Raw genomic sequence first — 24084 nt, forward strand, 5'->3', positions numbered from 1 at the left:
TTACCGGCCGGCCGCTTCCGGCTGTTGGCGGAAGGGAATTGGCAGTCGAGGTTTCTGGAGATTCAGACATAAATAGGGGCAAGAAGGGCGTACAGATTAAAAACTTGCCGCATTATAACTTTGTTCGCCGCGAGTCCCAGTGGGGTGGCCGTGACCGGGGTGGTAATGCCTACCGTCTGCGCAAGTAACATGGCTCACCACACGCTGTAACTGCTGAGTTAACTGTTGCGTTCTTCTGTGGGGGCTTCACGGCTGCGTACAGAGGGCTCGCTGATAGGGGGAGGCTCCGGAGCATCCAGCAGGGGCTTGAGAATTTTGCTGACCTGGCGGGCGGTCGCGCGGTAGCTGGTGAGCTTTCCTCCGGCCACGGCCACCACGCGGGGCTGCTTGGGGTCATTGGTGCAGATCATGGTTTCTCGGCTGCGGGCGAACGGCCTGGATGCCGAGTGAGGGAGAACGCGCAGTCCGGAGAAACTGTCGCTAAGCTCGTGCAGCTGGAGTGGCCGCGTCTCCGGGAAGTACTGTTTCAGTGTCCGCAGCAGGTAGGCTTTTTCTTCCAGGGTTGGTGCCACTTCACCGGGGGCGCCGCGGTAGGGGCGCTCGGTGGTGCCGACCAGGGTTTCCCCCAGCCAGGGCATGACAAACACGGCGCGCCCGTCTTCGGCTTCCACGTAAAAAATCTTGTTTGCGAGCTTCAGTGGAACCTGGATATGGGTTCCGGCCACGAGCTCCAGCGATGGCAGATTGGCCCCCGGCGAGCACTTGCTGTTGGTTTCCTCGATCCACGGGCCGGTGCAGTTCACCAGTACTTTGCAGTGCAGGGTGCTGAGCTGGCCTTCCGAGAAGTAGTCGGCGCGGACAAACCTGTCGGTAACTTCTGCGCCTACAAGGCTGCCGGGGCAGATGAGTTCGGCGCCGCCGCGCTGGGCAGTGCGGATCACTTCGCGGGTCAGTGCGGCGTCATCGGTCTGTGCGTCGTAGTAGCGATAGACCGCCAGCAGGTCGTCGCTGTTGAGGCCGTCCAGCTCCTCCCAGTCGGAGATGTTCAGTGCCTTGAAGCGGGAATAGGGGTCAAATAGCCCGGCCAGCAGGGCATAGATACTCAGTCCCAATCTGACTTTCCAGGGCGAGCGCTTGCTGTGGCGGTACACCGGAATCAGGAATGGCACCATATGCACCAGATCCGGCTTGTGCGACAGCAGCCACTTGCGCTCTTTCAGGCACTCGTAAACCAGTGAGAACTGTCCGCTTTCCAGGTAGCGCAAACCGCCGTGGATCAGTTTTGATGAGCGCGAAGACGTACCCGAGGCCACCGCATCCTGCTCCAGGATCGCGACCCGATAGCCCGCAGCCGTCAGGGTTTCTGCTACACCGGCACCTTGGATACCGGCGCCGACCACCAGCACATCATATTCCGTAGACATTGCTGGCTTCCCTGGAGCGCATCAGTAGAGGCAGGTTTCCGGTGAGCAGGTGGTGGGCGCCCCGGTGGTGCCAGTGAACGGCTTCCTGGGCGGTATTGATTTCGTGTACGACCCACTGCCAGGGACCCGGCGGTAATTCCTGCCGGTCAACGCAGGAGTGCTCGATCAGCAGGTAATCGGGAGCCAGCGTAACGACTTCGACTGAGAGGCAGCGGGCCACGTTGGGAATGCGCAGCGCCACCTGATCAAAACCCATACTGCGGGCCATACGCAGGCTGCGAATATCGTCTGTCTGCAGCACAAACATGTCTAGATTGCGCAGAACTTCCTTTTTTATGCGGGCAATCGCCATTTCTGCGCCGATATGCTGCAGGGTCGCCGCACTGACTTCCACAAACCACTCCAGGTGACGGTGACGGGTAGACCAGTCGGCTAACTGGTCGAGTCGGCAGATCGGCAGAGTTTGCAAAACCGGGTTGCGTAACCCGTGCAGCGGACCGCTGACGTTGGCCTCGGGGAACTGGAGTTTTTCACCGTGAAAGCACCAGGGGGTGCCCTCCTCGCTGAACTGCACTTCGGTGGCGATCGCGCAGGCGCCCAGTCCATGGGCGGCTTCGAAGGCCGCGAGAGTATTCTCTGGATGGTGGATCTTGTCGCCTAAATGAGCAATCAGCATGCGCGGTCAATCCAGGTAAAAGTGGGCTTATTGTATGGGTGACCCGCAATGCGGTACTGCCTGAATGGCGCTTGGAGCGCTGCGCTTGCCGCCGGGTCTCATAAAAGAAAATAGTTCCTGCTGCGCGCCTTGCAACTTGTAAGCGTTAACTCTGGCGTAGGGAAACTTCTCTCCGGTTTTATTCGTTCAATTGCTCTCAAGCTCTCCTGGAAACGGCCGATAGCATAGTCAGATGGTATGGGTGAGAGGGCCGTTTTCGTGCTGATATTTGTCGGGTTCATAATTGTTGCGATCTCGGTTTTCGGAGGCTTCGCCCTGTCGGGCGGTCACCTGGGGCCTCTTTACCAGCCTATGGAATTTCTCATCATTGGCGGTGCTGCCCTGGGATCGTTTATTGCCGCGAACAACGGCAAAGCCATTCGCGCTACCGCGCGCACGCTGTCCCGCCTGAAGCGCTCGACCAAATACGACAAAACCATCTACATGGATCTGATGGCACTGCAGTACAAACTGCTGTGGAAAATGCGCCGCGACGGCGCCATCGGCATCGAGAAAGATATCGAGTCGCCAGCAGACAGCGAAATTTTCGCCGAGCATCCGCGACTGCTTCAGGATCCGATGATCATGGGGTTCACCACCGATTACTTGCGGCTGATGGTCAGTGGCAGCATGGATCCCATTGAACTCGACGAGTTGATGACCCACGAAATCGAAGCGTTTGAGCACGAGGCCCGGGTTCCGGCCGATGCCCTGCTGAAAGTGGGTGACGGATTGCCCGCGTTTGGCATTGTGGCAGCCGTTCTGGGGGTGGTGAAGGCGCTGGCTTCCGCCGACGCCGGCGCCGGCGAGATCGGATTGATGGTTGCCCACGCCCTGGTTGGTACCTTCGTGGGCATCCTGCTCGCCTACGGATTCGTCAATCCACTCGCAAGTCGCATTGAACGCCAGGTTCAGGAAGCGGTGAAAGTACTCCAGTGCATCAGGGTGACACTGCTGGCGAATCTCAACGGCTATGCCCCCCAGCTGGCGGTGGAGTTTGGCCGCAAAACGCTCGATACCTCAGACCGTCCGACGTTTGGCGAACTTGAGGATCACGTTCGCCCGACGCTGTCCGCCGCATGAGTAACGCCAAATTCAGTAATCGCCGAGTCGTCATAAAGCGCCCGCGCAAAGTGCGCGAGGGGCATCACGGTGGCGCCTGGAAGATCGCCCTCGCGGATCTAATGACGGCGCTGATGGCTCTGTTTCTGGTGTTGTGGATTGTTTCCAACGCCTCGCCGCAGGAGCTGCAGGGTCTGGCGGAGTATTTTCGCACGCCACTTGCGGTTGCCCTCAGTAATGGTGATCGCGACAGCGCCAGTACCAGCGTGATTCCCGGGGGTGGTGCCGATCCGGCCCATGTGAGCGGCGAGCGCGCGCGGGTTGACCTGCGCACCCAGCGGCTGCCGGATGATGTGCGTCGCTCCCTGATGGAGCTGCGCTTTCGTATCGAGAGCGTTATCCAGGGAGACCAGGAATTGTGGGAACTGCGTGATCAGGTGCGATTTGAACTAACCCCGGAGGGGCTCCGAATCCAACTGCTGGATACCGAGCAACGCTCCATGTTCCAGCTCGGCAGCGACCGCCTCGCACCCCATCTTCGGCAACTGATGCGCGCAATGGCACCGCTGCTGAACGAGCTGCCCTATGCCGTCAGCATCAGCGGACATACCGACAGCCTCAGTTATGCCGCTGGTGACAGCGGATACAGCAACTGGGAACTATCCGCCGGGCGCGCCAATGCATGCCGTCGGGAGCTGGTCGCCGGTGGATTGGACAGCAACAAAATGTTGCGGGTCATCGGCATGGGTGACCGGGTACCGATACCGGGAAGCAACCCGGGGGATGCTGTTAACCGACGAATCAGTCTCGAAGTCTTGAGCGATGCCGCCGCCATGCGCATTCGCTCGGGCGGACGGACTGAGCCACTGCAACCACTGCAGGAGCGATGATGGATATCACAGATTTTTATGACACGTTTTTCGAAGAAGCTGGCGAACTGCTCGAAGAAATGGAGCAGCACCTGCTGGAACTGGATGTCGACTCCCCGGATCCGGAACAGCTGAATGCCATCTTCCGTGCAGCGCACTCCATAAAGGGCGGTGCGGGCACCTTCGGATTTGAGGCGTTGCAGCGCACCACACACCTGCTGGAAAACCTGCTCGATTATGCCCGCTGTGGTGAACTGATTTTGCGACGCGATCTCATCGACGTATTTCTGGAAACCAAAGATATGCTGAATGACCAACTGGACGCTTATCGCCAGAGTGCCGAGCCTGACCCTGAGGCACTGGAAAGAATTTGTCAGACCCTGCGCCAACTGGCGCTGGAAGAGATCGGTGAAGAGGCGGATGTCGCCGGCGCGGAGGCCCCGGTTGCTGCAGTAACTAATGAAGCTGCCGTCGAGGCAACACCGGTCGTGCAGCAACCGGCAGCGGACAGTGGCCATTTTTGTGTGGCGTTGCTCCATGTGGCGGAAAAAGATCGCCGCCTGCTGATCGATGAACTTTCCCATCTCGGCACGGTGAAATCCGAATCCGGTGATGAAAATCGCTACGAAGTCGTACTGGCATCGTCACTTAGCAGTGACGATATCGAAGCCGTGATGTGTTTTATCGCCGAGCCGGAACAGCTGCATATTTCACCCCTTGCGGCGTTGGCCGATCCTGTCGCGGATGAGTCCGCACCGGCGCAGAAGCAGCCAGCTGCGGAAGCGGAGCGCAAAGCCGTCGCGACGGTGAGCAAACCTGCAACCCGGGCCGGTGAAAAAAGTGCTGCGCCCGGCAGTGCTGCTAAGGGCAATGGGGAGAGCGCTTCCATTCGGGTACCGGTGGCCAAGGTGGACCAGATCATCAACCTGGTGGGCGAGCTGGTGATCACCCAGTCGATGCTCGATCAGGTAGCGGAGGAGGCCGACGGCAAGCGTGGCGGCAAGCTCACCAGTGGCCTGGGCCTGCTCGCGCGCACGGCGCGCGACCTGCAAGAAGCAGTGATGTCGGTGCGCATGGTGCCGATGGATTATGTGTTCAGCCGGTTCCCCCGCCTGGTTCGGGATCTCGCCAGCAAGCTTGATAAAGAAGTCGAACTGGTCACCGAAGGCAAATCCACCGAGCTGGATAAAGGCCTGACTGAGCGCATCATCGACCCGCTTACACATCTGGTGCGCAACAGTCTGGATCACGGCATTGAAACGCCGGAGCGCCGCGAAGCCGCGGGAAAATCCCGCACCGGCAACCTGCTGCTTTCAGCCCAGCATCAGGGCGGCAGTATTCTGATTGAAGTCAGCGACGATGGCGGCGGCCTCAATCGAGAAAAAATTCTCGCCAAAGCCCAGGCTAATGGCCTCAATGTCTCTGAAAATATGAGCGATGAAGATGTCTGGCAGCTGATTTTTGCTCCCGGGTTTTCCACAGCTGCCGAGGTGAGCGATGTATCTGGTCGCGGTGTCGGCATGGACGTGGTCAAACGCAACATCGAAGCCATGGGCGGTCACGTGGAAATTCTGTCGCGTCCGGGCCAGGGCACCACAACGCGGATTGTGTTGCCGCTGACACTGGCGATTCTCGATGGCATGTCTGTACGCGTGGGTAGGGAAACATTTGTGCTGCCGGTCAGCGGTGTGATCGAGTCGTTGCAGCCGCGGCAGGAGGATCTGTATCCGATGGCGGGTGAAGACCTGCTGCTTAAAGTGCGCGAAGACTATATGCCGCTGATATCCGTACATACCGCGATGGATGTGGATGGCGCAGTCAGCGAGCCGACGAAGGCGATTGCGGTGATCGTACAGGGCCAGGGCCGACGCTATGCGCTGCAGGTGGATGAACTGATCGGCCAGCAACAGGTCGTGGTCAAAAACCTGGAAACCAACTATCGCAAAGTGCCCGGTGTATCGGCAGCCACCATTCTTGGGGACGGTCGTGTGGCGCTCATTCTCGATATCGCAGATCTGCATCGCCTGCACCAGAGCAAGAAGAAGCAGGGGGCCTTTTCAGGACAGTCCCAAGTATTTATGCCCGCATCGGCACAGCACGAGTTGGCGATGCAGTCTCCGCTTTCCCGCACTCACTAAGAGGTAGCTATCCATGAGTCATGTCAGTGCACCAGAAAAGAATTTGGCCGCGGCGCGGGAACGGGAATTTCTCGTTTTCTCCCTCGGCGATGAAGAGTATGCAATCGATATCCTCAAAGTGCAGGAGATCCGTGGCTACGACAATGTCACCCGGATTGCCAACGCGCCGGACTTTATCAAAGGCGTGGCTAACCTGCGCGGGGTAATCGTCCCAATCGTGGATCTGCGAATTAAGTTCCGCCTTTCCAATGCAGTGTATGACGAGCAGACGGTAGTCATCGTAGTCAATATTGCCGGCCGCGTGGTGGGCATCGTGGTGGATCGGGTATCCGATGTTATGACGCTGAATGCCGAGCAGATCAAACCTGCCCCGGAGTTTGGTGTCAGCCTGCCGCTGGATTACATCAGTGGCCTTGGCAATCTGGAAAAGCGCATGCTGGTTCTTGTCGATATCGAAAAACTGCTCACCAGTCAGGAAATGGCGCTGGTAGCGGAAGCCGGGGAGTAAGGTTAGATGCGAAGCAATCAACCGGTGACAAACCGGGAATACACCGTGCACGAAAATCACTTCCTGATTTCCAGAACGGATTTACAGGGCAATATCGTTTACGCCAATCCGGCATTTGTTGAGGTCAGTGGCTACCAATACGATGAACTCATTGGCGCGCCGCACAATATCGTTCGCCACCCGGACATGCCGCAGGCAGCGTTCGGCAACTTGTGGCAGACGATCAAAAAGGGCGACGTGTGGATTGGCCTGGTGAAAAACCGCCGTAAAGATGGCGGCTTCTATTGGGTACGCGCGCACGTTATCCCGGTCATCGAGTCTGGTGTGGTTACCGGTTTTGTCTCTGTGCGACTCAAGGCTGAGCGCAACGCGATTGATCTTGCGGAGCGACAGTACCGCGCGATACGTGAAGGACGCGGTAAAGGCATGACATTGCTGCGTGGACAGGTCATTCCTCGCGGCCCACGGGGCTGGTGGCACCGGGCCAGGCATGCGTCGGTTAATGTGCGCCTGGCGATCATGGTTGCATTGACAAGCGCAGTGGCTATTGGCAGTTCCATCTGGTGTTGGCAAATGGCGGTTGATGCCGGCGCAGGAGTCTCGTCCTGGTCTGTCATGCTTATGCTGGTGGAAATCGCTGCAGTACTGGGGCTCGGCTACTCCCTGAGCCGCTCGATTTTACGGCCGGTGCACGATATGCAGAACTTTGTTTTGCAGATCGCCGCGGGCAACCTGAACGCCACTGCGTATTCCTGTGAGCCGGGAGAAATGCAGGATCTCGCGCGCGCGCTCAATGTGATGCACCGCAGCCTGCGCAGTATTGTGGAGGAGGTCAACGCGGGTGTTTCCATAGTGGTGCCCGCGGCGAGAAGCATCGCTGAAGGCAATGACGACCTGGCTTCCCGTTCGGATCAGCAGGCCGCCTCCTTGCAGCAGACGGCTTCAAGCATGGAAGAAATCACCATTACTGTGGGACAGAACGCCGACAATGCCCGCCAGGCCAGCGGCCTTGCAGAAAACGCCTCGCTGGAAGTGCAGACCAGTGGCGAGACCATGACGCAGATCGTCGCCACGATGGAGCGCATTACCGCAAGCTCAAAACAGATGGCAGCCATTATCGAAACCATTGACGGCATCGCCTTTCAGACCAATATCCTCGCACTGAACGCGTCGGTAGAGGCGGCGCGCGCTGGCGAACACGGACGCGGCTTTGCCGTTGTGGCGCAGGAAGTACGCAATCTGGCTGGCCGCTCTGCGGACGCAGCCCGGGAAATTCGCGGTCTGATCGACAGCTCTACCAGAGAAGTGGACAAAGGCGCGGGGCTTGTGCGACATGCCGGCACTTCCATCGCCGGCGTAGTGAAGTCCGTCAGCCAGGTAAGCGACATTATGCGCGAGATCTCGACCGCATCGGTCGAACAGAGTACCGGTATAGGCCACATCAATGTCGCGGTTTCGCAAATGGATGAAGTCACCAAGCGCAATGTTGACCTGGTGCGTGCCACCGCAGACTCCTCCGTCGCTTTGCAAAACCGAATGGCGCAACTGTCGCAAGCGATGGATGTGTTTAATCTCGGCACATCCAGGGTCAGGCGGGAAAATAATATCGCGGCTGACACGAGAAAAGCGGGTTAACGGACGTGGGCCAGGCAGCAGCGCCAATTATCCATCGCGAGCTTGAGCTGACGGATCGTGATTTCCACCGCATCCGCAGCCTGATCGCGGAGCGCGCGGGTATAGTACTTGCCGAGCACAAGCGCGATATGGTGTACAGCCGCCTTGGCCGCTGTATACGCCAGCGTGGGCTTTGTCGATTTGGCGATTACCTGTCGTTACTGGAATCCGGGCACGGCGGCGCTGTCTGGGAGGAGTTCGTCAATGCTCTGACAACGAATCTAACCGCATTTTTCCGCGAGTCGCATCATTTTCAGCTGCTCGCGGATCACCTCCGCGGTCGCACAGAGCCCGTTCGCGTCTGGAGTGCCGGCGCCTCTACTGGTGAAGAACCTTATTCTATCGCCATGACCTTGCACGAAGTACTGGGTCCTCAGGCAAGGGGCGAGGTCCTCGCCACCGACATAGATAGTGAGGCTTTGGCGCGGGCGCGCCAGGGGATCTATCCGGTGGATCAGGTGCGCCGCCAGTTGGGGGATGAAAAACTGCGCCGCTATTTCCAGAAAGGCAGTGGCACGCGGGCAGGACTTGCCCGTATACGCCCGGAACTTGCAAAGCTAGTACAGTTTGAACGGCTTAACCTGGTGGGGCCACAGTGGGATATCAATCAGCGTTTCGACGCAATCTTTTGCCGCAACGTAATGATCTATTTTGATCGCTCGACCCAGACACGTCTGCTAGAGCGCTTTGCGCCACTGCTTAAGAGCGACGGCCTGCTGTTTGTCGGGCATTCAGAAAGCTTCACCCATATCACTCAGAAATTCCGTCTGCGTGGCAAGACGGTGTACACCCTTGCCTGAGCATCGACGACGGCTGTCCGGGATATTTCTCGGAATCAGCAAACTTTAACCGCTGTATCCCCTAAAGCTGGTCGTTTTGTTGCCGATGAATACCTTAGTGGCGGTACGCCGACGAAAGCCAGTAGCGCGAGCGGGAGAGCAGACGTTACCCATGGAAAAAATAAAAGTGTTATGTGTCGATGATTCGGCACTCATTCGCGGTTTGATGCGCGAAATCATCGATAGCCAACCTGATATGGAAGTAGTGGCGGTCGCGCCGGATCCATTGGTGGCGAGGGATCTGATCAAGCGCCTGAATCCGGATGTGCTCACACTCGATGTGGAAATGCCACGCATGGACGGGCTGGATTTTCTTGAGCGCCTGATGCGCCTGCGCCCGATGCCTGTGTTGATGGTTTCTTCGCTTACCCGCGCGGGGTCGGAGATCACCTTGCGGGCGCTGGAGCTTGGAGCGGTGGATTTTGTCCCGAAACCGCAGCTGGGCATTCGTTCAGGGCTGCTGGAATACGGTGCACTGATCGCCGACAAGATCCGCGCTGCGGCTGGCTCGCGCCCCGCGCGCCGCGAAACGACTGTAGCCGCTGCACCGCGTTCGCTGGACAGCGTGATGGTATCCAGTGAAAAGCTACTGATCATCGGTGCATCTACCGGTGGCCCTGAAGCGATCCGCCAGGTACTCGAGCCGCTGCCACCAAACAGCCCGGCGATCCTGATTGCGCAACATATGCCGAGTGGTTTTACCCGCTCTTTTGCCGAAAGGCTCGACAGGCTTTGCCGTATCCGGGTGAAGGAGGCGGAGCAGGGCGAACGTGTGCTACCGGGGCACGCCTATATAGCCCCTGGCGACCAGCACCTGAAGCTTGCCCGCAGCGGTGCCAATTACCTTGTTGCCCTGGATTCCGGGCCGGCAGTAAATCGCCACCGCCCGTCCGTGGATGTGTTGTTTCAGTCCGCCGCCGAGGTGGCAGGGCGCAATGCAATTGGCGCGTTGCTCACGGGTATGGGGCGCGATGGTGCCAGGGGGTTGCTGGCGATGCGTGATGTCGGTGCCGCCACACTTGCGCAAGACGAGCGGACATCGCTGGTTTTTGGTATGCCGCGGGAGGCGATAGCCGTGGGCGCCGCGGAGGAAATAGTCGCTCTCGAAAATGTCGCCGCGCGTCTGCTGGCGCTGGCAGCGGCTTCCGGGCGTGCGCACCGGGTTTAAATTAAAAAACCATAAGTTATTGGGCTACCGACGAGGAGTAACGCCGGCCATGATGAAATTGATAAGAAACCTCAACATCAACACGTTGGTGGCCGGGGTGCTACTGTGCTGTACCCTGCTGATGGGCGCGCTGGTGGTACTGCGTGTGGCGACCAACCAGGTGGGTGACGAATCCATCCGCACACTGCACCGCGTGAATGTGCAGGTTATGCATGATGTGTTCCGCGCATATTCGGTAATGAACCAGGGCATGATTGGTCTCAATCTCGCCGCCGGTGAACTGGACAGTGGCCGCAGTCTGAGTGCCAAGACCTACCTCAAGGATGTCGGTGAGACGCTGCAGGACGCGCGCACGGAGTTCACTAAATTGGGTAGTGTGGAACTGGATGAAAATGAAGCAGAACAGTTCGCAGAATTGCAGGAAGTCTTTGCGGATATGCTCAGCGAAGTCGAGGCTCAATACCAGCTCCTGCTACCGGAAAAACCCGATCTTGAGAGCTACCACGAGCGCAAGGAAGACCTGAGTGTATTCAGCGACGACCTTAATGCGGCACTGCTGTCACTGCTGGATAACGCCGGCACACACAGTGCAGAACTTATGCAGGACTACCGGGAAACAACCGGCTTTTATGCCAATGTTGGCGTACTGGTAGTGATCGTAATCGCGGTAATCCTGGCGCTTATTTACATGTTGTTACGCAACATAGTCGTGCGGCCCCTGGGGGAGGCGATGGAAAACCTCCAGAGCATCGCCCAGGCGGATCTTTCGCGCCCCATCAATGATCATGGCAGGAACGAAATTGGAAAACTCTTCCAGGCCATGCGCGATGTGCAGAACAGTCTCAGCCGTATTGTTACCCAGGTGCGTTCCGGAAGTAACTCGATCTACAACGGCTCATCGGAAATCGCCCGAGGCAACGTCGATCTTTCCGCACGTACTGAACAGCAGGCGGCGTCACTGGAAGAAACTGCGACGAGCATGGAACAGCTCACCGCAACGGTAAAACAGAATGCCGACAATGCGCGCCAGGCCAGTGGCCTCGCCAACGACGCTTCCGGCACCGCGACCCGCGGTGGCGAGGTAATGCAGCAGGTTTCCAGCAAAATGCAGGGCATAACCGAGAGCTCCCGCAAGGTAGCGGACATTACCGGCATGATCGACTCGATCGCCTTCCAGACCAATATCCTCGCGCTGAATGCGTCAGTGGAAGCCGCGCGCGCTGGGGAGCAGGGACGCGGCTTTGCCGTGGTAGCCGGTGAAGTGCGCAATCTCGCCGGCAACAGTGCGGATGCCGCACGCCAGATCAAGGCGCTGATTGAAAATTCGGTAGGGGAAGTGGAAGAGGGGGCATCCCTGGTGGCCCAGGCCGGGGAGACCATGAAAGAAGTTGTGGACGCGGTGAAGCGTGTGACTGACATCATGGATGAAATTTCCGCAGCGTCTCAGGAGCAGAGCAGCGGTATCGAACAGGTAAGTCGCGCGGTCAGCCAGATGGATGAATCCACCCAGCAAAATGCGGCGCTGGTTGAACAGGCGTCCGCGGCTGCGGCTTCCCTGGAAGCCCAGGCGCGCAGACTGGAAGAAGCTGTAGCCATTTTCCGCCTGACAACGGAGGCGGATGAAGGTGGATCCGGCTATGTGGAAGAGGGAGAACGGGAAGCCGGTGCATCGTCCCAGGAGCATGTATCACGTCCGCAGGTGGTGAGAAACGAGCAACGCGACACGGTCGCGGTGAAAAAGAATTCTTCCTCAGAGCGGGGAGAGCAGGAGCCGGCTTTGGCTGGTGAAGACGAGTGGGAAGAATTTTGACCCTCAAGCGAGAGAAGTAGTCATGGACAAAAATATGAAAATCCTGGTGGTAGATGATTTCCCCACCATGCGACGTATTATCCGCAGCCTGCTCAAAGAGCTCGGCTTTAACAATGTGGATGAAGCGGAAGACGGTCAGGAAGGCCTGGCTAAAATCAATGCGGGCGGTTTTGAATTTATCGTCTCGGATTGGAATATGCCCAATTTGAACGGCCTGGATATGCTGAAACAGATCCGCGCCAACGACGCCACCAAGGCGCTGCCGGTTTTGATGGTGACCGCGGAAGCGAAAAAGGACAACATCGTCGCCGCAGCGCAGGCGGGTGCGAACGGCTATATCGTCAAGCCGTTCACTGCAGCAACACTGGAAGAAAAACTCAATAAAATATTCGAGAAGCTGGGCAAATAAGGTTTTGTAACCCGCCTGCACCCGTGAGGGAAACTGATGATGATTAACGAAGTACCGTCAGCTGGTTTTGACTGCGGCCACAACGATGAGCTGGTATTGCGCATCGGCCAGCTGACCAGAATGCTGCGGGACAGCATGCGTGAGCTGGGTCTCGACAAGGAAGTGGAAAAGGCCGCTAAGGCCATCCCCGATGCGCGCGCGCGGCTGGATTACGTCGCGTCCATGACCGAACAGGCCGCAGAGCGTGCACTTAACTCGGTGGATCGCGCACAACCGATCCAGAACGAGATCGAATCGCGCGCGGAAGCACTGGATCGCCAGTGGCAGGCCTGGTTTGAAAAGCCGGTGGAACTGGATGAAGCGCGCGAACTGGTGCGCGAAACACGGGAGTATCTCGGAGCTGTCCCTGGCATGGCGCGGGAAACCAGCAAGGAATTACTGGAAATCCTGATGGCGCAGGACTTCCAGGATCTGACCGGACAGGTCATCAAGAAAATGATGGAAGTGATCCAGGAAGTCGAGCGGCAGTTGCTGCAGGTATTGCTGGAAAGCGTACCCGAGGGCGATGAGCGCGAGGCGTTCAAACGTCGCCTGGAAGACGGTTCTGCGGCAGACAATAAGCGCCGCGAGGAGGCCTCGCTGGTGAATGGCCCGCAGATCAAACCGGAGGGCGATGACGTTGTGAGCAGCCAGGATCAGGTTGACGATCTACTGGAAGAGCTGGGTTTCTGACGTCACCTGGTGGCTGAGGGGCCACGCGGGCCGCCTGCTTTACCCGGCCTTTCCCTGGTCTTTAGTGTTATGGAAACTCCAGGGACGGAGTATCCAAGGATGGACTTTCACGGACTGATAGCAGATCGCTTCGCCTGTATTGCCGGCTCGGGTTACCGCCAGCGGCATCGCAGGTGAAGATGTTCTCGGGCTAGGATGCCCATTTTAATATCACGCCTTTTGGAGTGCGCCCAAGCGCACCTTCTCACTACCGCTTAAATTCAATCGCTTGTGGGTAGCGCGAATTAGCGCCCACAAACACCGCTTATTCTTCCTTTAGTCCTTTCACCTCTGGCCGACAATGGCCGGCACCCGAGAATCACCGGATGCCGAGATGGCCGACGACAGCCAGGATCAGGACAAGACAGAAGCGGCCACACCCCGACGCCTGGAAAAAGCGCGCGAAGAGGGCCAGGTGGCGCGTTCCCGCGAGCTTGCGACAGTCATGCTGCTATGGGCCGGCCTGGGCGGTTTGTGGGGGCTGGGGCCCGCGCTGTTTACCCAGGTCGGACTGGTGATGGAGCAATCCTTTCTGTTTGACCGGCAACGGGTATTTGACCCAGTGGTGATGGTGAGCAGTGCAGGCAACTTGCTAACCCATGCCTTGCTGGCACTGTTACCCCTGTTCGCGGTATTGGCAGCGGTAGCGCTGGCAGCACCGAACCTGCTCGGCGGTTTCCTGATTTCGGCCAAGTCACTGAAGCCGCAGTTCTCAAAACTTAATCCCCTCAAGGGACTCAAGCGCCTGTTCTCCAGCCAGGCATTGGCGGAACTGGGCAAAGCCATCGCCAAGTCCCTGCTTGTCGGTGCGGTGCTTGCATTTTTCCTGCACAGCAAGCGCGGAGAGTTTCTCGCGTTGATGGATCTCGGTACCGAGCGCGCGATGGCTTCGGCATTGGGCCTCGCGGTTCAGGCCTGCGGGTTGATGGCATTTTCGCTCATTTTGGTAGTGGCCATTGATGCGCCTTACCAACTATGGAACCACGGGAAAAAACTGCGGATGAGCAAGGAGGAGATTCGCCGTGAATTCAAGGAGAGTGAAGGCGATCCGCAGCTCAAGGCAAGAATCCGTCAGCAGCAGCAGGCGATGGCTCGCAATCGCATGATGAGCCGGGTTCCCGAAGCCGATGTCATTATTACCAACCCGACCCACTATGCCGTGGCCCTGCGTTACGACGAAAACCAGATGAGTGCACCGCGGGTTGTGGCCAAGGGTGTTGAGGCTGTGGCCGCTCGCATTCGCGCGCTGGGAGACGAGCACAATATTCCACGGCTTGAGGCACCGCCGCTGGCACGTTCGCTATATCGCCATGTGGATCTCGAACACGAAATCCCCGCGCCCCTGTATACCGCGGTGGCCGAAGTCCTCGCCTGGGCGATGCGCTTGCGCCGCGCCCGGGATGAGGGCGGCAGCCCGCCCCCCGCGCCGGTCGAGTTGCCGGTTCCCGAAGAATTGGAGGTGAATCCATGAAATCTTTGACCCGGTCTTTCGGCAATAGTGGACTGTCACTGCCTGCGGGCAGGGTACTGGCTGGGCCAGTGCTGATCATGTTGATTATGTCGATGTTGATCCTGCCGCTGCCACCGTTCGCGTTGGATTTGTTTTTTACTTTCAACATTGCGCTGTCTCTGATGGTGCTGTTGGTCAGTATGTTCACCCTGCGTGCACTGGATTTCTCTGCCTTTCCCGCAGTATTGCTTTTCACCACGCTGTTGCGCCTGGCGCTCAATGTGGCATCCACACGCGTAGTACTGATGGAGGGGCATAGCGGTGGTGCCGCGGCGGGCAAGGTAATTGAGGCGTTTGGCCAGTTCCTGGTGGGGGGAAATTTTGCGGTTGGCCTCGTCGTGTTCCTGATCCTAGTGGTGATCAACTTTATGGTGATCACCAAGGGTGCAGGGCGTATCGCCGAAGTGGGCGCTCGCTTCATGCTTGACGCGATGCCGGGCAAACAGATGGCGATTGATGCCGATCTGAATGCTGGCCTGATCGGAGAAGAAGACGCGCGCAGGCGCCGTGAAGAAGTGTCGCAGGAGGCAGATTTTTACGGCTCGATGGACGGTGCCAGTAAATTTGTACGCGGCGATGCGGTGGCGGGTCTGGTGATCATGGCGGTGAACGTCATCGGTGGCCTGCTGATCGGCACCATGCAGCACGACATGTCATTTGGCGACGCCGCGCGCACCTATACGTTGCTCACCATCGGCGACGGCCTGGTTGCACAGATCCCGGCACTGGTGATCTCTACGGCAGCTGGTGTCACCGTTTCGCGCGTGAACACCGATCAGGATGTGGGCCAGCAGATGATTGGACAGCTGCTCACCAACCCGCGGGTACTTTACCTTGCGGCCGGTGTCATGGGACTGCTCGGCCTGGTGCCTGGCATGCCGAACTTCGTCTTTTTGCTGTTCACCGCAGCGCTGGCTGGTACCGCGTGGCTTATGGGGCGGCGCCGTGAAGAACAAATTGTGCGCGAACACATAGAGGCAGAAGCACCGGTTGCGCAGGAAGCACCGGAAGCGAGCTGGGATGATGTTGAACTGATTGACACCCTCGGCCTGGAAGTGGGGCATCGCTTGATCTCCCTGGTGGATCAGCGTCAGCAGGGCGAATTGTTGGGGCGGATCAAAAGTGTGCGCAAGAAATTCGCCCGCGACGTCGGTTTTCTGCCGCCGGTTGTACACATCCGCGATGACCTGGAACTCAGCCCCAACACCTACGTCATCACCCTGAAAGGAGCCGAGGTAGGCCGCGGCGAAGCCTATCCGGGGAAATGGCTCGCAATCAATCCGGGCCAGGTTAGTGGCGAATTGCAGGGGGCTGTCACCGAAGAACCGGCATTTGGTTTACCCGCGGTGTGGATCGAGCAGGAGCAGCGCGAACAGGCGCAGGTTTACGGCTACACCGTGGTGGATGCGAGCACTGTGGTGGCGACGCACTTCAATCACCTGTTGCATCGCCACTGTGCAGAAATGCTTGGCCGGCAGGAAGTGCAGCAGCTACTGGATAAGCTGTCTGGCGAAAACAAAAGTCTGGTGGAAGAAGTGGTGCCGAAAACGATTTCTCTCACTACGCTGCAGCGCATCCTGCAGAACCTGCTGGACGAGGATGTTCCAATTCGCGATCTGCGCTCCATTCTCGACACCCTGGCAGACCAGGGCGAGCAACCGGGTGACATCCATGAGCTCACCGCCAGAGTACGTCTTGCCCTGGGCCGCGTGTTGGCCCACCAATGGTTTCCTGGAACCGGAGAGCTGCGGGTAATGGGATTAAACGGCCAGCTTGAACAGGTACTGTCGCAGGCGCTGGAAGGTGGCGGTGCACTGGAGCCTGGTCTCGCCGATACCTTGATGGCGCAGGCCTCGGCAGCCATCGAGCGTCAGGAAACCGCCGGCGATCCCCCGGTGTTGGTTGTACGTCACGGCCTGCGGCCGCTGCTGGCCCATTTCCTGCGCCGCCGTTTGCGTCATCTCGCGGTGCTGTCGCAGGCGGAAATTCCGGACGACCGGATCCTGAGAATAACCAATGTCATCGGCGACCGCATGGTGGCCGGGGCATGAACCCTGGTGGCGTTTCAGGAACAGGCGGTGGAGCTATGCCAGCAACCCCGCAGTGTTTTTCGTCAACCAGAAAACGGGTTCGGGAAAACCTGTTAACGGATGAATAGGCGCAATCATTTCCGCTTATTTCCCGCATTCAATTCTTAACAACGGCAAATAATGGACTCGGTACCGGTGGCTATATATCACCTTGGCCCATCGGAGCTCCGCGAAAAGAAAAAAGGCCTCTAAAGGGGCAAACCGGGTAATCGAATGTATACAGCTCAGGGAACCATCAACCGGGATAGCCTGCTGGAAGAACATCTTCCCGCTGTGCGCCGGCAGGCCCTTTCACTTCAGGTCAAACTGCCAGCCGGTATTGACCTTGATGACCTGATCCAGGCCGGCACCGTCGGCCTGCTTGATGCGCTGCAACGCTTTGATCCGAATGCCGGCGCAACCTTTTCTACCTTTGCCAATCAGCGTATTCGCGGTGCCATGATCGATGAGCTGCGCACCCGCGACTGGGTGCCGCGCAGCGTGCGGCGCAATGCCCGGCAGCTCGAAGAGGCGCTGCGCCGGTTGGAGCAGCGCCTGGGCCGCCCTGCGGAGGAGCGGGAGGTCGCAGCGGAAATGGGCGTTTCCCTCAGTGAGTACCACCAGCTGTTGAGCGATACGAATAGTGGGAACCTGCTCGCATTTGAGGAGGTGGTTGAAGAGAGCGGTGAGCCCGAAGCCGGGCCCGGTGCTCCTCCTTCGCCATTTGCTGCGCTACTGGATGAGCAGCAGCGTGCAGGTCTCATAGCCGCGATCGAGGCGTTGCCAGAGCGTGAAAGGCTATTGATGGCGCTCTACTACCAGGAAGAACTGAACCTGAAAGAGATTGGCGTGGTGCTTGGGGTTACCGAGTCGCGGGTCTGCCAGTTGCACAGTCAGGCAGTGAAGCGCCTGCGGGCCCGGCTTGGTAATGGATAACCATGAATCCACCGCCAGCCTGCATAAGCAGAAAGCAGCAACAATGGCGAGAGGAAACCAGTCTAGTATCCTTCCGGTTTCTCGAGCTCCTGTATGATGTAGCCCAGTTCTTCCATTTTTTCATGGAAAACCTGCTGGGCATCGAAAAGGCCTCGATTGTAGAAGTACGGCCCCAGCTCTTTCGCAATAAAATCTATAAAAAATTCAGCCTCAAATCCCCCGATATCCTGATTCAGCTCATCATTAAAGTACGCTTTTAGTTTGCTGACCATGAGCTCCTTCTGTGCTTTTGAAAACTCTATCTCTTTCATGGTTTGAACGGATCCGTTGATTGTTTGTACGGCAATAACTGATATATCGGGTTGACAGTACAACGAGTCAGGCTGCATTTAAAAGAGCGTACTTTGATGTAATGGTACCAGGTAAAGCAAAGACGGCGGCCAAAAAGCCGCCGTCAAACCGGTCAGCCTTCGAGTTTAAAGTAAATCGGTACGGTAACGCTGTAATCGTCGGCACCCAGAGCCGACGGTATTGCAGGATATGGGTTTGAACGTTCAACACTGCGCAGGGCTTCGCGGTTAAGGCTGGAGTAGCTGGATTCTTCCACTACCTGAATGTCCTTTACCTCGCCGTTCTTGTTGAGGCTGATACGCAGACGCACCTCGCCTTCCCAGCCCTCTGCCCTTGCGCGCCGCGGGTAGCGGATATTTTTCAGTGTATGGCGGGTAATGGTGGCTTCATAGTGGTCTGCGGCGCTCTGTTGCTTCACACCGGTGACGCGCGGTGCGGCGTCGATGGATAGGCTCGCCGCTATTAACGGCAGTGCCAGGGCTAAATGTAAAGCTTTCATTGTCTGTTCCCTATTTAATGATTGGCATTGTGGCGCAGTGGACGCAGGCTGGTCGCCCGGTAGTGGAGTTATCGGCGGAACGGGTTGAGACTTTAGCCGAGAGCGCCGGGGAATCCCGACTGGAATACGAACATTGGCTGGCCAAGTGAACGCAGAATGATGTTTCGCTCTTTTAGCGAGGCGGATAGATATTCACCGGGCCGAAAATAGTGCGAGGCGGCCAGTTGGCCGCCCTTTTTTTCAGATCAGCCTGCGAGCTTGAAGCTGATTGGTACGGTGAAACTGTACTTGTCGGTGCCCAGCGACGCGGGGATGGCGGGGTATGGGTTGGCGCGTTCCACACTGCGCAGGGCTTCGCGGTTCAGGCTGGAGTAGCTTGATTCCTCCACAACCTGAATATCCTGCACCTCGCCGTGCTGGTTGATGCTGATTTGCAACAGCACATCGCCTTCCCAACCCTTTACCTGGGCCCGTTTCGGGTAGCGAATATTTTTAATGGTGTGCTTTGTGAGGATGATTTCGTACTGGTCAGACACGCCCTGCTGCTTCACACCGGTAAGGCGCGGTGCGGCATCGACGGACAGGCTCGCTGCCAGTAGCGGCAGGGCCAGGGCAAAATGTAAAGCTTTCATTGTTGGTTCCCGATTTAATAATTAGCTTCTTGGGCGGCGGGCAAAAAAATGCCCACAGGGGAATTTATCGGCGGGAACATTCGGGACTTTAGCGTAAGGGCAGGATAAACCCGCCTGGAATATCCAGAGCGGGTTAACCACTGGGGTGAGAGGATTCAGGTCTTTTTAATCTTCGCCGGTTAGGGCCTGCTGTGCCTGGCGTGCCCAGGCTACGCTGTGCCGGTAGGCCGTCTCGTAAATGGGCAAGCTGCCGACCAGTTTCAGTTGGGAGAATGCGCCGTTTTCATACAGTTCGACTTCGTTCAGGATTTGCCCGAGATCGCCGGCGCGTGTGAGCAGGGCATTTTTTACGTCCTGGTTCAGGGGAACCTGCTGCATAAGCTCTGCCATGGAGATATCCATTATCGCGTCGAGCAGGGACAGCAAGCCAACGATGAAGCTATCGCTGGCATTGCGGTTGCCGCACACCTCTGCGAGAACTTCACACATACGGCCGCGCACCAGCATTTTGCGCGTGAGCTCCTCCGGTTTGCCACGTTCCCCCTCGATCAGGAACAGGCTTGCCCAGCGCTGGATCTCTTTCATGCCCAGCAGGCCGATGGCGTGGGAAATGGAGTTCACCTCCCGGTGCAGGCTTACCGCGGCAGAATTCACCAGCTTGAGGATACGGTAGGTCAGCTTGGCATCGCGAAGTGCGATTTCTTCCAGTTTGAGCGGGGATGCGGCGGGGTTCTGTAGTTCGCTCAGCAGCTCCAGTAGCAGGACTTTGTTGCCACTGATCTTTTTGCCTTTCACCGGCTCCGGAGCACTGAGGAAGTCGCCCTGGTAGTAGGTAAACCCGAGTTCCAGGCAGGCGGTGAAGCGAGCCTTGGTGTCCAGGTTGTCGGCCAGGGTTTCCACGCCATGCGCACGCAGCTTGTTTACTGCAGCCCGCAGTTGGTCGTCGTTCATGGTGCGGGTATCGAGCTTGACGATGTGAGCAACGTCCAGCATTGCATCCAGCTCGGTATCTTCCGGATCGTAACTCGACAGCGCGATGCGGTAGCCCCGTTTGGCCATGTCCCGCAGGCGTTCCACCCGCTCTGAGGTGAGCAGTACGTCGTCGCCCACTTCCAGTATGTAGTGCTTCTGTGGCAGATCCGGCAGCACGGTGGCGAAAATCACATCGTCGGTGATTTTTAGGAAGCCCGGTACCCGCTTGGTTTTCCCTTGCTGGTAAACCTGGTTGTAGTTGCCGAGGATGATCGGGCTGCTGGTTTCCAGTTCTTTCAGGGTGGCGCTTTTGTTGCCGCGCTCGCCCTGCAGAAGTAGTTCAAAAGCGGCGACATCCTGATTGCGGGTGTATACCGGCCGGCAGGCCAGCAGTACGTCCAGGGTGTCGTCACTCATTGCTTGACCAACTGGTGTCACGCTGTGGACTCCTTAGTGATATTCGAAAGCGCAGCAGCATGTGTACGCCGCTGCTAGTCAGGCTCGGGAGTTGACCTTGCCGGTGTGGTTTCGGGCCCGGCCATCAGGGCCGTAAAGTCCTTTGCCCGCTGCTTCCTGCAATGCATTCAGCAGCCGCTGATTGCTCTCGGTACGGATTCCTATCATTGTGCCATTGGTGCGGTTCAGTTCCGCCGCTTCATGCGCGAGCGCGAGAAGACTGTGCCACTGTTCGAGACAACCGGCATCCTGAGCGGCATCTACATCACCGCTGCGGTCATCCTTGTAGCCCAGCCGATGCAGTGTCTGGCGACGCTGCTGTTCGAAGTGATTGATCGCTTCCAGGCTGTGCTGTTTGCGCTTGGCGAGATCCGCCAGGCACGCTCCATTGATTTCGCCCGCGCTCAACTGCTGGCGTTCCTCGCGCAATAGCTGCGCGAGATCTTCCAGCCGACCGCGGTGCTGTTGAAGGAAATGTGCCAGGCTCATAACGCTTCCGGCGGTGCATCTTCCTGCAGGCTTGCGATCAGGCCCTCGGCAATCCGGTCTGCGCGGATCTCAAACTTGCCGGACGCAATTGCCTCGCGCAGCTCTTCCACGCGCAGGGTATCGATGTCCTGGCCGGTGTCGGCGCCGGTCTGGTGCAATTGGCTGGTATTCTGGATTGAGTGCGCTGCGCTGGCCTGTGTCGCCTGCTCGGCCTTTCCGCTGGCCGGCTTTTCACGCAGCTGGTTGGCTTGCGCCAACTGGGTAACATTCTGGATTTTCAAGCTGCTGTCTCCGTTGTTCTTCCTACGCTCTATCGGCGCCTGAAGAGCGGACTTTAACTTATTTGTGTGACAAGGTTCACATTTTGGGGCGTCTCCGGGTTCAAGTACCGGAAGTGGCGTTCACGCTGACTTCACCCGGGGCGCTGACGTGGCCGGAAATGACCTGTCTGTCCGGGAGGCGTACCCGCACCCTGGTACCAAGGCCGCCTTCATCGAGGGCGCGGCCCTCGCGCACAATGCGAAATCCCTGCCCGCTGGCCACCAGGCTTACGGTCTGCCGCCGTTTTACCAGTGGGCGCGGTTTCAATTGGTGTCGTTGCAGTGTGCTGCCGGCGCGCAGCGGGCGGCTGGCGACCTGGCCCAGGATCTCGGCCGTGTTGCTGAGCGTGCCACGGGGCAATGCGCTGATCTCGCCCTGCATCCGGCGCAGCAGTGCTGCAGTGATCTCGGTGCCTGCCAACACCTTTTCCTTTGTTACCCAGTAATCACCAAAGACGCGTACCTGCGCTTGCAAATAGCGCGGGTGCAGGTCATTGCCGCACTGCACACCCACCGTCACACGGCCCCATTGCGCTTGACCATTACCGGGCAGGAAAGGCTGGGGTTTGTGGCAGTCAGGCCAGTGCGCGGTGTCTTGAATATCGACTTCCACCCGTTCGCCCAGGTGGCGGCTGCGCTGCGCCAGAAATTGCTGCACGGCTTCGGTTATCGCGTGGCTGCTATTCGCCGCCTTGAGGTTTGTACTGAGTGCCAGCAGCAGAGCAACAGCAAAAAATATACGAAGCATGGTGTTACAGGGCACCGGGTCGGTCTGCGGGTTTACGACGGCATTTTACGGACGCCGTTTTTTTACGAACGGAGGAAATGGGGGTAAAACCGGTGCTTATTTTTGAATTTGTGATTGAGTCGGTATCGGTAGTCTGCATTCCGTAAAAATAACACCGGGAGAAACGGCATGATCGATCGACTCGCCGCCGCCCTCAATTTTGATCGGGAAGCGCTCGGCTTGCGCAACCAGCGCCAGCAAGTACTGGCAAATAATATTGCCAATGCGGACACACCAAATTTCAAAGCGCGGGATTTTGAATTTTCCCGCGCGCTGGCACAAGCCACTGGGCATAGCAGCGCGGAAAAAGGTTTGCTGCTTTCCACCACGTCGTCGCAGCACTTGGCTGTGCGCAGCCGCGTCACTAGTCGGACCGATTTACTCTACCGGGTACCTGATCAGCCGAGCCTCGATGGCAACACCGTCAATATGGATGTTGAGCGCACCCGCTTTGCGGATAACGCCGTGCGTTACCAAACCGCGTTGACCCTCCTCAATAGTCGCATTCGCGGCCTCAAATCGGCCATGCAGCCGGAATAAACCACCAGGAGTGCAAATGTCGATGTTTTCAATTTTTGAAATTTCCGGTTCCGCGATGGCGGCGCAGGGGCAGCGGATGAATGTCACCGCGAGCAATCTTGCCAATGCAGACAGTGTGGCTGGGCCGGATGGTGAAGCCTATCGGGCCAAGCACCTGATTTTCGAGGCGCGCGAGCAGGATGGTAGCGATATTGGCGGTGTGCGCGTTCGCGGTGTTGTAGAAGATGCTTCGCCCCTGCGCCGGGAGTTCCGTCCCGAGCACCCCCTGGCAGATGAGGCGGGATACGTGAATATGCCGAACGTGGAACCGGTGAATGAGATGGTCGACATGATTGCCGCATCGCGTTCTTACCAGGCCAACGTTGAAGTGATGAATACGAGCAAACAGCTGATGATGAAAACCCTCACGCTGGGAGAAAGTTGATGACGGTAGGCAATGTCATTGATAGCAGCGTGCGCAGTGCGCTGAACACCTCGGCGACCACCACGAGTCAGAGTGCAGATTTGCAGGACAGCTTTATGACCCTGCTCGTAGCCCAGCTGCAAAACCAGGATCCGATGAATCCGATGGAAAATGCCGAGATGACCTCGCAGCTGGCCCAGATCAATACCGTCAGCGGAATTGAAAGTCTCAACGATACCCTGGCCGGCATCAACGGCCAGCTGGATACCAGCCAGGTGCTGCAGGCAGCCGACATGATTGGCAAAGGGGTATTGGTGGAAGGTGAACGCGTACTGGTCGGTGAAGAAGGTGCCACTACGCCGTTTGGTGTCGAGGTGCCGCAAGCGGCGGATGAAGTGCGCATCACCATCCGCAATGCCGTGGGCGAAGTGGTACGTACCTTCGAGCCCTTCTCCATGGATGCCGGCGTTGAGTCCTTTACCTGGGATGGCACCACCAATGATGGTTCCGTGGCCCCGGAAGGCGCCTATAGCGTGTCGGTCAGCGCGACAGCCGGTGGTGATTCCATTGTGGCCACCACGCTGAATTACGCACTGGTCAGCGGTGTCAGCCTCAATGGAAATGGGGCGCCAGTGCTTGATCTCGGCGGTATTAGCGAACCGGTGGATCTCGGCGAGATTCGCCAGATTCTTTAATTCCCGGATTTATTTCAATTACACGTTCAGGACAAGAT

At 57.9% G+C, this 24084-nt stretch carries 25 protein-coding genes; 16 read left to right on the forward strand and 9 right to left on the reverse strand.

What is annotated here, in order from left to right:
• Window positions 1–218: 218 nt before the first annotated feature.
• Together ACNKU7_RS04035 and ACNKU7_RS04040 are read right to left on the reverse strand one after the other, a co-directional pair.
• Window positions 219–1424: a glycerol-3-phosphate dehydrogenase/oxidase gene (locus tag ACNKU7_RS04035; protein ID WP_418295682.1), complete on the reverse strand. Its 1206-nt coding sequence runs from the start codon at window positions 1422–1424 to the stop codon at window positions 219–221.
• Window positions 1408–2100: a glycerophosphodiester phosphodiesterase family protein gene (locus tag ACNKU7_RS04040; RefSeq protein WP_418295683.1), complete on the reverse strand. Its 693-nt coding sequence runs from the start codon at window positions 2098–2100 to the stop codon at window positions 1408–1410. Before ACNKU7_RS04040 ends, ACNKU7_RS04035 begins: the two co-directional genes overlap by 17 nt.
• A gap of 258 nt (window positions 2101–2358) precedes the next feature.
• On the opposite strand from ACNKU7_RS04040, the gene motA reads away from it, so the two are divergent.
• The 13 genes from motA to ACNKU7_RS04105 all read left to right on the forward strand — a co-directional run bounded on the left by motA (window position 2359) and on the right by ACNKU7_RS04105 (window position 17902).
• Window positions 2359–3222 (forward strand): flagellar motor stator protein MotA, encoded by an 864-nt coding sequence (gene motA, locus ACNKU7_RS04045; RefSeq protein ID WP_418295684.1) that lies wholly within the window; start codon window positions 2359–2361, stop codon window positions 3220–3222.
• Window positions 3219–4091, forward strand: coding sequence for a flagellar motor protein MotB (gene motB / locus ACNKU7_RS04050; RefSeq protein WP_418295685.1), 873 nt, complete (start codon window positions 3219–3221; stop codon window positions 4089–4091). Before motA ends, motB begins: the two co-directional genes overlap by 4 nt.
• On the forward strand, window positions 4091–6208 hold the full coding sequence (gene cheA / locus ACNKU7_RS04055; RefSeq protein ID WP_418295686.1) for a chemotaxis protein CheA: 2118 nt from the start codon (window positions 4091–4093) through the stop codon (window positions 6206–6208). Before motB ends, cheA begins: the two co-directional genes overlap by 1 nt.
• A 13-nt stretch (window positions 6209–6221) precedes the next feature.
• Window positions 6222–6716, forward strand: coding sequence for a chemotaxis protein CheW (locus tag ACNKU7_RS04060; RefSeq protein ID WP_418295687.1), 495 nt, complete (start codon window positions 6222–6224; stop codon window positions 6714–6716).
• Window positions 6717–6722: 6 nt separating this feature from the next.
• On the forward strand, window positions 6723–8351 hold the full coding sequence (locus tag ACNKU7_RS04065) for a methyl-accepting chemotaxis protein (RefSeq protein WP_418295688.1): 1629 nt from the start codon (window positions 6723–6725) through the stop codon (window positions 8349–8351).
• Window positions 8352–8356: 5 nt separating this feature from the next.
• Complete coding sequence (locus ACNKU7_RS04070) at window positions 8357–9190, forward strand: CheR family methyltransferase (protein ID WP_418295689.1); 834 nt, start codon at window positions 8357–8359, stop codon at window positions 9188–9190.
• A 151-nt stretch (window positions 9191–9341) separates the two neighbouring features.
• The gene (locus tag ACNKU7_RS04075; RefSeq protein ID WP_418295690.1) at window positions 9342–10397 is read left to right on the forward strand and encodes a protein-glutamate methylesterase/protein-glutamine glutaminase; all 1056 of its coding nucleotides are present in this window, start codon (window positions 9342–9344) and stop codon (window positions 10395–10397) included.
• 49 nt (window positions 10398–10446) lie between these two features.
• Window positions 10447–12207 (forward strand): methyl-accepting chemotaxis protein, encoded by a 1761-nt coding sequence (locus tag ACNKU7_RS04080; protein ID WP_418295691.1) that lies wholly within the window; start codon window positions 10447–10449, stop codon window positions 12205–12207.
• A gap of 22 nt (window positions 12208–12229) precedes the next feature.
• Window positions 12230–12616 carry a chemotaxis response regulator CheY gene (gene cheY, locus ACNKU7_RS04085; RefSeq protein WP_418295692.1) on the forward strand — a complete coding sequence of 129 codons (387 nt, stop codon included), beginning with the start codon at window positions 12230–12232 and terminating at the stop codon, window positions 12614–12616.
• 39 nt (window positions 12617–12655) lie between these two features.
• Complete coding sequence (gene cheZ / locus ACNKU7_RS04090; protein ID WP_418295693.1) at window positions 12656–13348, forward strand: protein phosphatase CheZ; 693 nt, start codon at window positions 12656–12658, stop codon at window positions 13346–13348.
• A 373-nt stretch (window positions 13349–13721) separates the two neighbouring features.
• Window positions 13722–14858 (forward strand): flagellar biosynthesis protein FlhB, encoded by a 1137-nt coding sequence (gene flhB, locus ACNKU7_RS04095; protein ID WP_418295694.1) that lies wholly within the window; start codon window positions 13722–13724, stop codon window positions 14856–14858.
• Complete coding sequence (gene flhA, locus ACNKU7_RS04100) at window positions 14855–16948, forward strand: flagellar biosynthesis protein FlhA (protein WP_418295695.1); 2094 nt, start codon at window positions 14855–14857, stop codon at window positions 16946–16948. Before flhB ends, flhA begins: the two co-directional genes overlap by 4 nt.
• A gap of 252 nt (window positions 16949–17200) precedes the next feature.
• Complete coding sequence (locus ACNKU7_RS04105) at window positions 17201–17902, forward strand: RNA polymerase sigma factor FliA (protein ID WP_418295696.1); 702 nt, start codon at window positions 17201–17203, stop codon at window positions 17900–17902.
• A gap of 62 nt (window positions 17903–17964) precedes the next feature.
• Here the strand turns inward: ACNKU7_RS04105 and ACNKU7_RS04110 are convergent, their stop codons facing one another.
• The 7 genes from ACNKU7_RS04110 to flgA all read right to left on the reverse strand — a co-directional run bounded on the left by ACNKU7_RS04110 (window position 17965) and on the right by flgA (window position 22369).
• Window positions 17965–18213, reverse strand: coding sequence for a DUF2164 domain-containing protein (locus ACNKU7_RS04110; protein WP_418295697.1), 249 nt, complete (start codon window positions 18211–18213; stop codon window positions 17965–17967).
• 152 nt (window positions 18214–18365) lie between these two features.
• A complete protein-coding gene (locus ACNKU7_RS04115; RefSeq protein ID WP_418295698.1) occupies window positions 18366–18752 on the reverse strand; it encodes an energy transducer TonB in 387 nt (128 codons plus the stop codon).
• A 245-nt stretch (window positions 18753–18997) separates the two neighbouring features.
• A complete protein-coding gene (locus tag ACNKU7_RS04120) occupies window positions 18998–19384 on the reverse strand; it encodes an energy transducer TonB (protein WP_418295699.1) in 387 nt (128 codons plus the stop codon).
• A 165-nt stretch (window positions 19385–19549) separates the two neighbouring features.
• Entirely contained in the window at window positions 19550–20794 is a 1245-nt protein-coding gene (locus tag ACNKU7_RS04125) for an EAL and HDOD domain-containing protein (protein ID WP_418295700.1), read from the reverse strand.
• A 57-nt stretch (window positions 20795–20851) separates the two neighbouring features.
• Window positions 20852–21301, reverse strand: a complete 450-nt coding sequence (locus tag ACNKU7_RS04130; protein WP_418295701.1) for a flagella synthesis protein FlgN — start codon at window positions 21299–21301, stop codon at window positions 20852–20854.
• Window positions 21298–21582 (reverse strand): flagellar biosynthesis anti-sigma factor FlgM, encoded by a 285-nt coding sequence (flgM, locus tag ACNKU7_RS04135; protein WP_418295702.1) that lies wholly within the window; start codon window positions 21580–21582, stop codon window positions 21298–21300. Before flgM ends, ACNKU7_RS04130 begins: the two co-directional genes overlap by 4 nt.
• A 100-nt stretch (window positions 21583–21682) precedes the next feature.
• Window positions 21683–22369 (reverse strand): flagellar basal body P-ring formation chaperone FlgA, encoded by a 687-nt coding sequence (gene flgA / locus ACNKU7_RS04140; RefSeq protein ID WP_418295703.1) that lies wholly within the window; start codon window positions 22367–22369, stop codon window positions 21683–21685.
• A 168-nt stretch (window positions 22370–22537) separates the two neighbouring features.
• Between flgA and flgB the strand changes: the two genes are divergently transcribed.
• From flgB to flgD, 3 genes are read left to right on the forward strand one after another with little or no spacing between them, the layout of a single operon-like run.
• Window positions 22538–22948, forward strand: a complete 411-nt coding sequence (gene flgB, locus ACNKU7_RS04145) for a flagellar basal body rod protein FlgB (protein WP_418295704.1) — start codon at window positions 22538–22540, stop codon at window positions 22946–22948.
• A gap of 16 nt (window positions 22949–22964) precedes the next feature.
• Complete coding sequence (flgC, locus tag ACNKU7_RS04150; RefSeq protein WP_418295705.1) at window positions 22965–23372, forward strand: flagellar basal body rod protein FlgC; 408 nt, start codon at window positions 22965–22967, stop codon at window positions 23370–23372.
• Window positions 23372–24046, forward strand: a complete 675-nt coding sequence (gene flgD, locus ACNKU7_RS04155) for a flagellar hook assembly protein FlgD (RefSeq protein WP_418295706.1) — start codon at window positions 23372–23374, stop codon at window positions 24044–24046. The genes flgC and flgD overlap by 1 nt, the downstream gene beginning before the upstream one ends.
• Window positions 24047–24084: the final 38 nt, after the last annotated feature.

This window comes from Microbulbifer weihaiensis (assembly GCF_048323715.1).
GTDB lineage: Bacteria > Pseudomonadota > Gammaproteobacteria > Pseudomonadales > Cellvibrionaceae > Microbulbifer.